Below are 12,588 nucleotides of genomic sequence, written 5' to 3' on the forward strand. Positions count from 1 at the left end.
TGCGCCGCGTAGGGTCAAAAATGGCCTCTGACAAAATGTCGCAGTGCGCGTAAAAAGCTCGCAATCCGGATCGCCGTCAACGGTGCCCGTTCACAGGTTGTGATCGGGGGATTGAGGGCAATCGGCGCAACAGCCGTTATCTACCTGCGTTTGCGGCGAATCCATCAACCGGTTCATGGTGCGCATTGTTCGGGATTGATCTGGAAACTGACTTCAGCCGGTCCGCTTCGATGAAGCGTAGACCCGAATCCGGGGTTCCGAAAGGAGAGGGTGTGAGGGGTGCGACAAAAAGAAGCAGCTACGAGCTGCAAGCTGCAAGCGACAAGTGGATACGAGTCGCCTGCATATTTGTATACATGGCTGTTGCTTTTACTTGGAGCTTTCAGCTTGAAGCTTGCCGCTCAATTGCTCATCATTTTTCGAAAGGCTGTACACATAAGCGGCAAGCAATTGCACTTTATCGTTGCCCAGCAATTCGTTCTGTGCTGGCATATGCCCCTGACGACCATGGCGGATGGTCTGTTCCAGTTGGGTCAGGCTGGTGCCATAAATGAAGCCGGCCGGGTGGGTAAGATTCGGTGCGCCCATGGCAGGGGTGCCTTGGCCAGTTGCGCCGTGGCAAGCCACGCAAGTGGTACTGAACGCTTGCTGCCCGGCTTGCAGATCTGCCTTGCTGTCGGCAGGTAGCGGCAGGCCCGCCAGTTCGTGGCGCACATACGCGGCAACGTTTTTCACCCCAGCCTCACCGAGCACTTCGCCCCAGGCCGGCATCGCCGCCATGCGGCCGCCCATGATGGTGGTCTTGATCGTCTCGGCATCGCCGCCCCAGCGCCAGTCGCTGTCAGCAAGGTTAGGGAAGCCGAACGCGCCCTTGGCATCCGAGCCGTGGCACACCGAGCAGTTGGAGGCGAACAGTCGACCACCCATTTTCAGCGCCTGCGGATCCTTGGCCACTTCTTCCAGCGGCATCGCCGCGAATTTGGCGAAAATCGGCCCGAACCGTGCGTCGGCCTTGTTCATTTCCTTTTCCCATTCGTGCACGCCGGTCCAGCCATCCTCGTAACCGGGCAGGATGCCTTTCCAGTTGCCCAGGCCCGGATACAGAACCAGATAGCCCACCGAGAACACCAGCGTGCCGGCGAACAGCATGAACCACCACTGCGGCAGCGGGTTGTCGTACTCCTCGATGCCGTCGAAGCTGTGGCCCATGGTCTGGTCGACGCTGCCCTTGGTCTCGCCCCGACGGGTGCCGATCAGCAGCCAGGTCAGGCCGATCAGGCTGCCAATGGTCAGTACGCAGATCCACGTACTCCAGAAGGTGGTCATGGCCGGGTACTCCTTGTTTCAGGGGCTGAAATTGTTTCGGGTAGTGGTTCGTCGGCGAACGGCAGCAGGCGTGCTTCGGCGAATTCCGGCGTGCGCTTGCGGTTGAATACCCACAAGGTCAGGCCGACGAAGGCGACGAACACCACGACCGTGCCGAGGCCGCGAATCAGGCCAGCACTCATTTCAATGACCATGGTTCACCTCTTGCTCTTGATTGCAGTGCCGAGCACTTGCAGATAGGAAACGAGGGCGTCCATTTCGGTCTTGCCCTTGAGGCTGGCGACTGCGCCGCTGATGTCGTCATCGGTATACGGCACGCCGAGGGTACGCATGGTTTTGAGCTTGGTTTCGGTGTGGCTGCTGTCGACCGCTTGGGTGACCAGCCACGGGTAGGCCGGCATCTTCGACTCCGGCACGACGTTGCGCGGGTTGTACAAGTGCGCGCGGTGCCAGTCATCCGAGTAACGCGCGCCGACCCGGGCCAGATCCGGACCGGTACGTTTCGAGCCCCACAGGAACGGGTGATCCCAAACGCTTTCACCGGCCACCGAGTAGTGCCCATAGCGTTCGGTTTCGGCGCGGAACGGACGGATCATCTGCGAGTGGCAGCCGACGCAGCCTTCGCGGATGTAGATGTCGCGACCTTCCAGTTGCAGCGCGGTATAGGGCTTCATGCCCTCCACCGGTTTGTTGGTGACGTCCTGGAAGAACAGCGGGACGATCTGGGTCAGGCCGCCGATGCTCACGGCGAACACCATCAGCAGCATCAGTAGGCCGACATTCTTTTCAATCGTTTCGTGTTTCATGGCGGACTCCTCAGGCCATCTGCGCGGCAGCGACGACATCGGCAGGCTGCGAGGCCCGCACGGTGCGCCAGGTGTTGTAAGCCATCAGCAACATGCCGCTTAAGAAAATCGCCCCGCCGATCAGCCGCACGACAAAGCCCGGATGGCTGGCCACCAGGGTTTCGACGAAGGAGTAAGTCAGCGTGCCGTCCTCGTTGACTGCGCGCCACATCAGGCCTTGGGCGATGCCGTTGACCCACATCGAGGCGATGTAGAGCACGGTGCCGATGGTTGCCAGCCAGAAGTGCGCGTTGATCAAACCGACGCTGTGCATCTGCGCTTTGCCGAAGATTTTCGGGATCATGTGGTACAGCGCGCCGATCGAGATCATCGCCACCCAGCCGAGGGCGCCAGCGTGAACGTGGCCGATGGTCCAGTCGGTGTAGTGGGAGAGGGCGTTGACGGTCTTGATCGCCATCATCGGACCTTCGAAGGTCGACATGCCGTAGAACGCCAGCGACACCACGAGGAAGCGCAGGATCGGGTCGCTGCGCAACTTATGCCACGCGCCCGAGAGGGTCATCATGCCGTTGATCATGCCGCCCCAGCTCGGTGCCAGCAGGATCAGCGACATCACCATGCCCAGTGACTGTGCCCAGTCCGGCAGCGCGGTGTAGTGCAAGTGATGCGGGCCGGCCCAGATGTACAGGGTGATCAAGGCCCAGAAGTGCACGATCGACAGGCGATACGAGTACACCGGACGCTCGGCCTGTTTCGGCACGAAGTAATACATCATGCCGAGGAAGCCGGCGGTGAGGAAAAAGCCCACAGCGTTGTGGCCGTACCACCACTGCACCATCGCGTCGGTTGCACCGGCGTACACCGAGTAGGACTTGGTGAAACTCACCGGCAACTCAAGGTTGTTGACGATGTGCAGGATCGCCACGGTGATGATGAACGCGCCGAAGAACCAGTTGCCCACATAGATGTGCTTGGTCTTGCGCTGCATGATCGTGCCGAAGAACACGATCGCGTAGGCGACCCAGACGATGGTGATCAGGATGTCGATCGGCCATTCCAGTTCGGCGTATTCCTTGGAGCTGGTGTAACCCAGCGGAAGGCTGATCGCCGCCAACAGGATCACCAGTTGCCAGCCCCAGAAGCAGAACGCGGCGATTTGCGGCGCGAACAATTGCGTCTGGCAGGTGCGTTGCACCGAGTAGAAGGAGCTGGCGAACAGCGCGCAGCCACCAAAGGCGAAGATCACCGCGTTGGTGTGCAGCGGGCGCAGACGGCCGAAACTGGTCCAGGGCAAATTGAAGTTGAGTTCCGGCCAGACCAATTGCGCCGCGAGAAAAACCCCGAGGCCCATGCCGACGATGCCCCACACCACCGTCATAATGGCGAATTGGCGGACCACCTTGTAGTTGTAGGCGGTACTGATAGAAGTGTTCATGGTTCCCCATCCACGGTTCAGCCGAAGTGAGCGCGCAAACGACGCGAATCCTTCGCCTGGAGTTATAGGCAGACTAAAAGCGAGGCAAGCATGGACAAACAGCACAAGGCCAGTATTGACGGGGATCAATGGGCGCAGTGTGTGCTCGATCATGGATGGTTGTGGGATGCCGCTGTTGGTGAGGCTTCGGCAACGCTGATTCTGGCGCACGGGGCGGGGGCGCCGATGGATAGCGAGTGGATGAACGACATGGCTGGGCGCCTTGCCGGGCTTGGGGTGAACGTGTTGCGGTTTGAGTTTCCTTACATGGCGCAGCGGCGGGTGGATGGGGTGAAGCGGCCGCCGAATCCTGCGCCGAAACTGTTGGATTGCTGGCGGGAGGTGTTTGCGGTTGTGCGGCGTCATGTCGCTGGGCCGTTGGCGATTGGCGGCAAGTCCATGGGTGGGCGGATGGCGAGTCTGGTGGCGGATGAGTTGGGGGTGGATGCGTTGGTGTGTCTGGGGTATCCGTTTTATGCGGTGGGGAAGCCGGAGAAGCCTCGGGTTGAGCATTTGGCTTCGTTGCGCACGCGGGCGTTGATTGTGCAGGGGGAGCGGGATGCTCTGGGGAATCGCGAGGCGGTTGAGGGGTATTCGTTAGCGCCGGGGATTGAGGTGTTTTGGTTGGTGGCGGGGGATCATGATTTGAAGCCGTTGAAGGTTTCTGGGATTACGCATGAACAGCATTTGGCCAGCGCCGCGCAGAAAGTATCCGAGTTTCTCAAGGGTTAACCGAGATTCTGTTTTCCATGAAGATCGGCTCCCTTTCCCCCTCGCCCCCTTGGGGGAGAGGGTTGGGGTGAGGGGGGGTTAGCTGTTGATCTTGCTCTTGGGGGCATATCCGTTGCTGCGGTAACGGCTGCTTAGGGTTCCGCCCTTACGGCGGGTCACCTTTTTCAAACGCCAAAAAGGTAACCCAAAAGGCTTGCTCCTACGTTCGGCCCTCGCAGGCTCGGGTCCCTTCGCTCCGGGACTGATCCGGGCGCAGCGGCTCCGGTTTGCTTCGCTGCACCTCCTTCCGCTGTGTCTGGCTGCGCCAGACGGTCGCTGCGCTCCCACGCCCGGATCAATCCCTCCACTCAGCCTTCCGACGTCGCCGGTGGATCAAGATCAAAAGCACTCGAGCTTGCGCTCATTGTTGAGTGGGGCGGCTTCGCCGCGGGCAGCTGCGCTGCTTTGCTTTTCTGCTTTTTGTGGGAGCGAGCCTGCTCGCGAAGGCGGCCTGACAGCCGACCTGATTCTTGTGGTTGTACCCAGTCCAACTGTAGGAGTGAGCCTGCTCGCGATGACGCCCTGACAACCGGCCACTATCTACCGGCCGGACTCAATCCCTGTGGGAGCTGGCTTGCCAGCGATGGCAGCCTCCAAGTCGACCAATCCCCCACTGATGTACCCGATCCAAATGTGGGAGCGAGCCTGCTCGCGAAAGCTCCCTTCCAGACGACATCAAACCACCTGCCTGTCAGAGGCAATCCCTGCACTTAAACATCATCAAATAGCCACGTTTAAACTACACGACCCGTTACGCCATCCCGGCTACAACTCCTTGCGCCATTGCCTACGCCTACGCCAGAATCCGCCGGCTTACGCGGCTAGGCGCCGGGCTATATCGTTTGTTTGTCACTGAAAAACAGTGATGGGGTTTGGTAGCCCGCGTCGAAACCGTTGTATAGCGTCACCGTATGCAGTCCCGTTGCGGGGCTCGACTTTTATGGTGGGCATGCGTGGGGCTCCTTTGTGAGCGCCGGGTTTCCTGTTTCGACCGGTCTACCAACCTGCGTATGGCCACCACCCTTCGTTTGGTAGCGAGGGTGTTGGCTCCCAATATTCGAAACCGGAGTACGCCCATGTTCAAAGTCACCCCAAACCCGCCACCCCCACACGACCGCGCACTCGATCCGCAAAAAATCCAGGAAGCCACCGACCGCGCCCTCGATTACTACCTCAAACCCGAAGATCTGGCCGCTCCACCAAGCTCTCCAAAATATCGCCCGATCTATGTCGTGGACCCCACGCTGGATGACGAAACCCTGTTGGTCGAGGCCTGCGAGTCGCTTTCATACGCGCATGCCATGGCCGGTAACATCGCCAACTCGATAGGCGGCCCGGAACGCAAACCACTGCTGGCGCTGCAACAGGTAATCATGCTCAACGAACTGTTGGTCAATCGACTGCTGGACAAGCTCAAGTTGCCTCAATAATTTCGCTGGCTGTTATGGCCTCTTCGCGAGCAGGCTCGCTCCCACCGGGGATTGGTGTCTGGCACCTAATCTGTGATCAGCGCAGATCCAGTGTAGGAGTGAGCCTGTTCGCGAAGCGCCATACGGCTAAAAGGGCGGGGATGCAATCTGATCGAAACGTTGTCGCGAAAAATCACAAATCATCCCTGAGCAAGTTGAAAGTACCTATAGGCTGCGTTCGGTATCCATGGCTTTTGAACTTTGCTTCAAATGTACCTTTAGCAATCCCCTTGCTGGGATGGATGTCGATAGTGACCGTGGCTTCATCAGCATCAACATAAGTAAATCCATAAAACCCAGAGGGTCCAGGTGACGAGTGGCCGTGCTGGAATGTCAGCCCGTCTTCTAGCGTATAGGTTTTATGGAACGGGGCGTCACTGGTATAGGGGATCGAGAAAGAGTAGAGAAAGATGTTCTTCTCCTCCAGCGTTCCTGTGGACCCTGAAATTGACCAGCTCTTTTCGCCCGTCGGAATAAAATGACGTAGCTCAAAAGAAATTATAGTGGCCGTTGTTTCAGGGTTGGTGCCGAATTGCCAAGTGAAAACATTAGACTGTTTTGGAATGGCACCTGGTTTTGGGATGAGGATGCTATGTTTACTCATTTTTTAGTTCCTTGGTCATATCGTGATAACAATGAAAGCCTTCTGTTCAATGTTTACAGATATGCCCCTGAAACTTGAATGTCTACTGTAAGACCTGACAGTAGACATACGCTGTATTCTGTGGATTTCCGCCAGGATTTCCGAATGTGCAGCACAAAACTTTCTGATGAAGTTCAATTTTAGATGCCTCGGTTTGGCAGGCGGCGCAATGCATGACTGAACTACTCAAGCGCAGTCTCAACCTACTCAAATCCTATTGAGTAGTTCATTGACACAACAAAAAACCCGGAAAGCTCACGCCATCCGGGTTTTTTCATTCCAGCCATCCAATCAGCGGTTAAACCGCGCCACTAACGAATACTGCGTGTTGGCCGTTTTCGTCAGCTCTTCACTGAGCAACGCCGAGTTGTGCGCTTGTTCCGAGGTCTGATCCGCCAGTTCCGAGATATTGCTGATGTTACGGCTGATCTCTTCAGCCACGGCACTTTGCTCTTCGGTCGCGGCGGCGATCTGCGTTGTCATGTCGGTGATGTTGGCCACCGCTTCGCTGATGCCGACCAGCGCCTGATCCGCTTCCAGGACCCGCGCCACGCCTTCTTCAGCCTGGCGATGGCCGGCTTCCATGGTCTGCACGGCGCTGGAGGCGGTCTGTTGCAACTTGGCGATCAGGGCATGGATCTGCCCGGTGGATTCGCTGGTGCGTTGCGCCAGTTGACGGACTTCGTCAGCCACGACCGCAAAACCTCGGCCCATTTCGCCGGCACGCGCAGCCTCGATGGCGGCGTTGAGGGCGAGGAGGTTGGTCTGGTCGGCGATGCCTTTGATCACGTCGACCACGCCGCCGATTTCGTCGCTGTCCTTGGCCAGTTGTGTCACGGTCAGGCCGGTTTCGCCGACGACCACCGACAGGCGCTGAATCGCTTCGCGGGTTTCCCCGGCGATGTCGCGGCCACGGCCGGTCAGGCGGTTGGCTTCCTGGGTGGCGTCAGCGGTGCGCTGTACGTGGCTGGCGACTTCCTGGGTGGTGGCGGCCATCTGATTGACGGCGGTGGCGACCTGTTCGGTTTCCACGCGCTGGCGTTCCAGGCCGGTGGAGCTGTTGTGTGCCAGGGCGCCGGACTGCTTGGCCTGTTCGGTCAAGTGCTCGGCGGTGTCCTGCAGGCGGGTCAGGCAGGTTTTCAGGCGCGCTTCCTGGCTGAGGATCGACATTTCCAGACGCGCCTGGGCGCCACGGCTGTCGGTGTACATCTGCGCGATCAGCGGGTCGGAGGTGGTCTGTTCGGCCAGGCGCAGCAGGCGCTTGAGCCCGCGTTGCTGCCATTGCAGGCCCATCAGGCCCAACGGCACCGAAAGACCTGCGGCGAGAGCGAAGCCCCACTGCGAGTTCAGCGTCGCGCCAATCATGAAGCTCAGCTGGCTGACCAGAATGAACGGCAGCCAGTCCTGCAGGAGCGGCAGCCATTTGTCCGTCGAAGGAATCGCCGACTTGCCCTGGTTGATGCGTTGGTAGAGCGCTTCGGCGCGGCGGATCTGTTCGGCGGTGGGCTTGACGCGCACCGACTCGTAACCGATCACCTGATTGCCGTCGAACACCGGTGTTACATAGGCGTTAACCCAATAGTGGTCACCGGATTTGCAGCGATTCTTGACGATACCCATCCATGGCAAGCCTTGTTTCAGTGTGCCCCACATGTGCGAGAACACCGCCGACGGCACGTCAGGGTGACGGACCAGATTGTGCGGCGCCCGGATCAGTTCCTCCCGCGAAAACCCGCTGATCTCGACAAAGTCGTCGTTGCAGTAGGTGATCACGCCCTTGGCATCGGTGGTGGAAATCAACCGTTGCTGAGCTGGAAAGGTCCGCTCGCGTTGTGTAATGGGCTGGTTGTTACGCATGGTTTTTCAATCCGCAAGGCTTTGAAAGGTTGTCGGCGCTGACAGGTTTTTATTGAAGTTTTTTTTCAGATTTAAGTACGACGTCGCAAAACCGCGCTTGCGTCAACTGGCCAGCATCGGATAGGTGAACAGGCCGAAGTGCAACAGGTTCAGGCCGAAATGGGTGGCGATCGCCGCGCCCAGTCCGCCGAAACGGTAGGCCAGACCATAGCCGACCCCGGCCAGTCCCGCCAGCAACACCCAGGTCCAGCCAGCGCCGGCATGCACCAGACCAAACAACAGCGAGGCCAACAGCAGCGCGAGGTTGTCGCCGTAGGGCAGGTGCTTGAAGCGACGGCTCAGCCCGCCCTGTATATAGCCGCGAAACAGCGCTTCCTCGACCAGCGTCACCAGCAGCAGGTTGTTCAGCACCCACAGCCAGGCCTGATCCGGCCACTTCGGTGCCCAGGCGATCACGCCGAGTAAAAGCGCGCCGCCGAGGGCGAGAATCGCGCACAGCGTCAGGGCGAGGGCGGTGGCATAGACCGTCAGGCGCAACGAACGCCGCGCGACGATCCACGGGCACACCAGCAGCAACCAGAAGCCCACCAGCGGTTTGTCGAGATTGAGGTACATCGCGAACGGCACGGCGTTGTCAGTGAAACGTTGCGGATTGATCACCCGGCCGTTGGCGAAGCCCGGCAGCCAGTGCAGCGCCAGTGCCACGGCCAAAACGATGAACAGGCCATGGCCGAGCCAACGCGCGACCGGCACCTCTTGCTGACGCACGGCGAATGCGGCGAACAGCAAAAGCCCCACGGAGATCAACGCCAGCCAACCGAGCTGGCCGTAACTCAGGGCCAATCCATAACCGAGGCCGAGCAGCGCGAGACAAAGCCAGGGCAGCGCCTTCATGGAAAGTCCTTGTGCGAGATTTCTGGAAGGGGCTTTCTACACGGGCGAGGGAAGTGGGACAAGTGAAGGTGTGGCAGTCATGCCAGACACAAATCAAATGTGGGAGCGAGCCTGCTCGCGAATGCGGTCTTCCAGATGACATCACTGGCGACTGACACTCCGCCTTCGCGAGCAGGCTCGCTCCCACAGGTTTTGCATTCGGCTGGATATCAGCGCAGGCCCAGTTTGGCGGCCGCGCGCTCGGTAATCTCGGTGCGCAGCTCCAACGAAGGCGCCGCGCGTAACCGCGCTTCATCGACAACTGCACTCGGTGCCACGTCCGGGCTGCCGGCATTGAACGGCGGTGCCGGGGCATATTCCAGTTGCAACTGCACCAGTTGCGCCGTATCGGCATCGACCAGTTCCGCTGCCAGCACCAAGGCGAAATCGATGCCAGCGGTGATTCCGCCACCGGTAAACAGATTGCCGTCGCGTACCACCCGATCCTTCACCGCAACCGCGCCCAGCGTTGGCAGCAACTGGTGATATGCCCAATGCGTGGTCGCGCGCTTGCCCTGCAACAGACCCGCCGCGCCGAGCACCAGCGAGCCGGTGCACACCGAGGTCACGTAACGTGCCTGCGCGGCCTGGCGCTTGATGAAATCCAGCGTCTGCTGATCTTCCATCAGCGGCCCGACACCACTGCCGCCGGGCACGCAGATTACGTCCAGATCCGGGCAATCCTCGAAAGTTGTAGTCGGTTTCAGCAGCAGGCCGGTGCTGGATGTCACTGGCATCAGATCCTTCCAGATCAGGTGTACCTGCACGCCGGGCAACGAGGCGAGCACGTCGTAAGGGCCGGTGAGGTCGAGTTGCTGAACCTGCGGGAATAACAGAAAACCGATCTGCAGCGTCATCGTTCTTGCTCCGTTGAAAGAAGTGGACGACTGCACTGTAGGCGCGTAGGTTCTGGCGCATACGCCAATTACCCCACGAATTACGCCAAATGCCCAAAGCCATTCACGTTCTCGCGTTTGCCAACATGCAGATTCTTGATGTCACCGGGCCGTTGCAGGTGTTCGCCTCGGCCAACGATCTGGCTCGCCAGCGCGGCATGCCGACGCCCTATGCGCCGAGCGTGATCGCCAGCGGCGGCGGGGCGGTGATGTCATCGGCGGGGTTGGCGGTGCTCGCCGAACCGTTGCCACAAACGCCCAGCGACACCTTGATCATCGCCGGTGGCTGGGGCATTTATCCCGCCGCCGAAGACTCGCAACTGGTCGACTGGGTGCGCGAGCACGGCACTCATTGCCGGCGCGTGGCTTCGGTATGCACCGGGGCCTTTCTACTCGCGGCCAGCGGCTGGCTCGATGGTCGCCGCGTGGTCACGCACTGGACGCGCTGCGAGCAACTGGCCGCGCAACATCCCAATCTGCACGTGGAAGCCAATCCGATTTTCATCAACGACGGCCCGGTATGGACTTCCGCCGGGGTCACGGCCGGTATCGATCTGGCGTTGGCCATGGTCGAAGAAGACCTCGGCCGCGACATCGCCCTCGACGTCGCCCGGCATTTGGTGGTTTTTCTCAAACGCCCGGGCGGGCAGTCGCAATTCAGCGTGACGCTGGCGCTGCAACAACAGGGCAACCGCTTCGATGAACTGCACGCCTGGATCGCCGAAAACCTGACCTGCGACCTCGGCATCCCGACCCTCGCCGAACAGGCCGGCATGAGCGAGCGCAGTTTTATCCGCCACTACCGCGCCGACACCGGCCAGACCCCGGCGCGGGCGATCGAATTGATCCGCGTCGAAACCGCGCGGCGACTGCTCAGCGATACCGGTTTGCCGGTGAAACGCATCGCCGCCAATTGCGGGTTTGGCAGTGAAGAGACGTTGCGGCGCAGTTTTCTGCGAGCGATTGGCGTGACACCGCAGGCTTATCGGGAGCGGTTTTCGGTCAGCGTTGCAACAGATCCAATGCCTTCAGGCGTTCTGGGTGCTATCGATGAAAATCGACCAATGACCCAAGGCTAACCAAACAACACTTTTTGCCAATGGTCTTCACTGATGATTGCTATCGGTACGCCGCTGTCCCGAAGTTCGACGGCTTTTTTGATCTTGGTGCCATAAGTACTGTGAAGCCATTGCTCATTACCGATGCTGCCTACGACCAGATAATGAATTTTTTTGCTGACGGCGCCACCGATCAGTCCTCCTCGCTCAGTCACGCGCAATTCGCATTCCTTGCGCGGCCCGTAAGCCATGACGCCGGTAAAAAGAAAGACGCGATCCATCCAGCTCAAGGTTGGGAAAGGATTATCGAAGGGTAGGGCATTTGGCGCTGTAAAGGTTTGGATTGACCCTACGGGCAGCCCGGCAAACTGATGAAGCATTCCCAAAAGCTCCACTGATTCATCCGAATCCAGCACGCCATCGCTGAGCATCTCGGCAAGGCGCTTGTAAAGGATGTTAACCACCGGATCGCTTAGATGAACCAGATGAGTTTCAATCCATGTCTTGAGAAATTCTGCTTCTTGCTGGTTGATCTTGCCGTCGGCGGCAAGTCCCGCTGCGACACCAACCAAGGCATCCGCAGAGCGACGATCAATACGCGCTTCGTGAAAGAAACCGCTGCTTTGAAACTCCTGATGCAAGTCGACCATCTCTGCTTCTCCTTAAGCCTCAACTTCCGCCACCTGATTGAAATACTTCGTCCGATCCGGCGTAAACGTCACCTTCATCTTCGTCCGCGAACACATCAGCGAACGTTCCTGCGCAAGATCAATATCCAGATCCTCACCGCGCAGACCCTGCCACTGCGCCAGATATTTCAGTGAGCCGTATTTCTCGTTTTTCTTCAGGCTGCGACTGACGCCACCCTTCCAGCCAAGCACCGGCAATTCATCGGCCAGGCAGCGCTGGGCCAGTTCGGGAAAGCGTTCGGCGCGCTGGCGGCCGATTTCCCAGCATTTGATCAGGCCTTGGTCGGCGGCTTCCCATAGCTGGGTGCGGCTCAGCCCGGTGCGAAGAGGGGAGTCGATGCTGCGCTGGACGTGATGAGGCATTCCGCTTCCTTGAATTCGGGTGTGATTGGACAGCTCCGCTGTGCCCGTTGCTTTGGATGGTAGGTGTGGATGTAACGGCTGGCAACAAGGTATTTCGGCGTGTAAGCGTACGTTGCGTGAGGCGTTTCAACGTGACGTGAGTGGTTTTTGCAGGTGCGGTTTTTACACAGACTGTCGCCAGACGTAACCGGCGTACGGGTTTAACAGCGGATACGGGCCTGAGCCAGTTGTCTGGCATGCAGGCCCGTTGTGGAAAAATACCTGTCGATCAGGGATCGGTCTGACAAGCGCTGGCGAAAAAGC

Annotated in this window: 13 protein-coding genes; 3 read left to right on the forward strand and 10 right to left on the reverse strand. The window is 59.2% G+C overall.

What is annotated here, in order from left to right; all coding sequences use genetic code 11:
* Positions 1–369: 369 nt before the first annotated feature.
* From ccoP to ccoN, 4 genes are read right to left on the reverse strand one after another with little or no spacing between them, the layout of a single operon-like run.
* Complete coding sequence (gene ccoP / locus BXA01_RS25190; RefSeq protein ID WP_076566981.1) at positions 370–1,326, reverse strand: cytochrome-c oxidase, cbb3-type subunit III; 957 nt, start codon at positions 1,324–1,326, stop codon at positions 370–372.
* Entirely contained in the window at positions 1,323–1,520 is a 198-nt protein-coding gene (locus BXA01_RS25195) for a cbb3-type cytochrome oxidase subunit 3 (protein ID WP_016773878.1), read from the reverse strand. The genes ccoP and BXA01_RS25195 overlap by 4 nt, the downstream gene beginning before the upstream one ends.
* A 3-nt stretch (positions 1,521–1,523) precedes the next feature.
* Positions 1,524–2,132 carry a cytochrome-c oxidase, cbb3-type subunit II gene (gene ccoO / locus BXA01_RS25200; protein WP_003223389.1) on the reverse strand — a complete coding sequence of 203 codons (609 nt, stop codon included), beginning with the start codon at positions 2,130–2,132 and terminating at the stop codon, positions 1,524–1,526.
* Between the two features lie 10 nt (positions 2,133–2,142).
* Positions 2,143–3,567, reverse strand: a complete 1,425-nt coding sequence (gene ccoN, locus BXA01_RS25205; protein WP_024012337.1) for a cytochrome-c oxidase, cbb3-type subunit I — start codon at positions 3,565–3,567, stop codon at positions 2,143–2,145.
* 90 nt (positions 3,568–3,657) lie between these two features.
* Between ccoN and BXA01_RS25210 the strand changes: the two genes are divergently transcribed.
* Positions 3,658–4,338, forward strand: a complete 681-nt coding sequence (locus tag BXA01_RS25210; RefSeq protein ID WP_076566984.1) for an alpha/beta family hydrolase — start codon at positions 3,658–3,660, stop codon at positions 4,336–4,338.
* 1,115 nt (positions 4,339–5,453) lie between these two features.
* Entirely contained in the window at positions 5,454–5,807 is a 354-nt protein-coding gene (locus tag BXA01_RS25215; RefSeq protein ID WP_041479078.1) for a DUF6124 family protein, read from the forward strand.
* 172 nt (positions 5,808–5,979) lie between these two features.
* Here BXA01_RS25215 and BXA01_RS25220 read toward each other — a convergent pair whose 3' ends face one another.
* The 4 genes from BXA01_RS25220 to inhA form a co-directional block, all read right to left on the reverse strand.
* On the reverse strand, positions 5,980–6,450 hold the full coding sequence (locus BXA01_RS25220; protein WP_076566987.1) for a hypothetical protein: 471 nt from the start codon (positions 6,448–6,450) through the stop codon (positions 5,980–5,982).
* 330 nt (positions 6,451–6,780) lie between these two features.
* On the reverse strand, positions 6,781–8,346 hold the full coding sequence (locus BXA01_RS25225; RefSeq protein WP_076566990.1) for a methyl-accepting chemotaxis protein: 1,566 nt from the start codon (positions 8,344–8,346) through the stop codon (positions 6,781–6,783).
* A gap of 102 nt (positions 8,347–8,448) precedes the next feature.
* Positions 8,449–9,240 carry a CPBP family intramembrane glutamic endopeptidase gene (locus tag BXA01_RS25230; RefSeq protein ID WP_076566993.1) on the reverse strand — a complete coding sequence of 264 codons (792 nt, stop codon included), beginning with the start codon at positions 9,238–9,240 and terminating at the stop codon, positions 8,449–8,451.
* 209 nt (positions 9,241–9,449) lie between these two features.
* A complete protein-coding gene (gene inhA / locus BXA01_RS25235; protein ID WP_076566996.1) occupies positions 9,450–10,136 on the reverse strand; it encodes an isonitrile hydratase in 687 nt (228 codons plus the stop codon).
* Between the two features lie 89 nt (positions 10,137–10,225).
* Here inhA and BXA01_RS25240 point away from each other — a divergent pair, with 89 nt between their 5' ends.
* Positions 10,226–11,254, forward strand: coding sequence for a GlxA family transcriptional regulator (locus BXA01_RS25240; RefSeq protein ID WP_076566999.1), 1,029 nt, complete (start codon positions 10,226–10,228; stop codon positions 11,252–11,254).
* On the opposite strand, the gene BXA01_RS25245 is transcribed toward BXA01_RS25240, so the two are convergent.
* Together BXA01_RS25245 and BXA01_RS25250 are read right to left on the reverse strand one after the other, a co-directional pair.
* A complete protein-coding gene (locus BXA01_RS25245; RefSeq protein ID WP_076567001.1) occupies positions 11,251–11,883 on the reverse strand; it encodes a BRCT domain-containing protein in 633 nt (210 codons plus the stop codon). The genes BXA01_RS25240 and BXA01_RS25245 overlap by 4 nt on opposite strands.
* A 12-nt stretch (positions 11,884–11,895) precedes the next feature.
* Positions 11,896–12,285 carry a hypothetical protein gene (locus tag BXA01_RS25250; RefSeq protein ID WP_076567003.1) on the reverse strand — a complete coding sequence of 130 codons (390 nt, stop codon included), beginning with the start codon at positions 12,283–12,285 and terminating at the stop codon, positions 11,896–11,898.
* Positions 12,286–12,588 lie beyond the last annotated feature (303 nt).

Origin of the sequence: Pseudomonas sp. B10 (assembly GCF_900156235.1) — a bacterium.
GTDB lineage: Bacteria > Pseudomonadota > Gammaproteobacteria > Pseudomonadales > Pseudomonadaceae > Aquipseudomonas > Aquipseudomonas siliginis.

Bases quoted from the DNA above. Each gene is read 5' to 3' on its own strand.
- BXA01_RS25220 (WP_076566987.1), bottom strand. From the start codon at position 6,450: ATGAGTAAACATAGCATCCTCATCCCAAAACCAGGTGCCATTCCAAAA.
- BXA01_RS25215 (WP_041479078.1), top strand. From the start codon at position 5,454: ATGTTCAAAGTCACCCCAAACCCGCCACCCCCACACGACCGCGCACTC.
- BXA01_RS25210 (WP_076566984.1), top strand. From the start codon at position 3,658: ATGGACAAACAGCACAAGGCCAGTATTGACGGGGATCAATGGGCGCAG.
- BXA01_RS25240 (WP_076566999.1), top strand. From the start codon at position 10,226: ATGCCCAAAGCCATTCACGTTCTCGCGTTTGCCAACATGCAGATTCTT.
- inhA (WP_076566996.1), bottom strand. From the start codon at position 10,136: ATGACGCTGCAGATCGGTTTTCTGTTATTCCCGCAGGTTCAGCAACTC.
- BXA01_RS25230 (WP_076566993.1), bottom strand. From the start codon at position 9,240: ATGAAGGCGCTGCCCTGGCTTTGTCTCGCGCTGCTCGGCCTCGGTTAT.
- ccoO (WP_003223389.1), bottom strand. From the start codon at position 2,132: ATGAAACACGAAACGATTGAAAAGAATGTCGGCCTACTGATGCTGCTG.
- ccoP (WP_076566981.1), bottom strand. From the start codon at position 1,326: ATGACCACCTTCTGGAGTACGTGGATCTGCGTACTGACCATTGGCAGC.
- BXA01_RS25245 (WP_076567001.1), bottom strand. From the start codon at position 11,883: ATGGTCGACTTGCATCAGGAGTTTCAAAGCAGCGGTTTCTTTCACGAA.
- BXA01_RS25195 (WP_016773878.1), bottom strand. From the start codon at position 1,520: ATGGTCATTGAAATGAGTGCTGGCCTGATTCGCGGCCTCGGCACGGTC.
- ccoN (WP_024012337.1), bottom strand. From the start codon at position 3,567: ATGAACACTTCTATCAGTACCGCCTACAACTACAAGGTGGTCCGCCAA.
- BXA01_RS25250 (WP_076567003.1), bottom strand. From the start codon at position 12,285: ATGCCTCATCACGTCCAGCGCAGCATCGACTCCCCTCTTCGCACCGGG.
- BXA01_RS25225 (WP_076566990.1), bottom strand. From the start codon at position 8,346: ATGCGTAACAACCAGCCCATTACACAACGCGAGCGGACCTTTCCAGCT.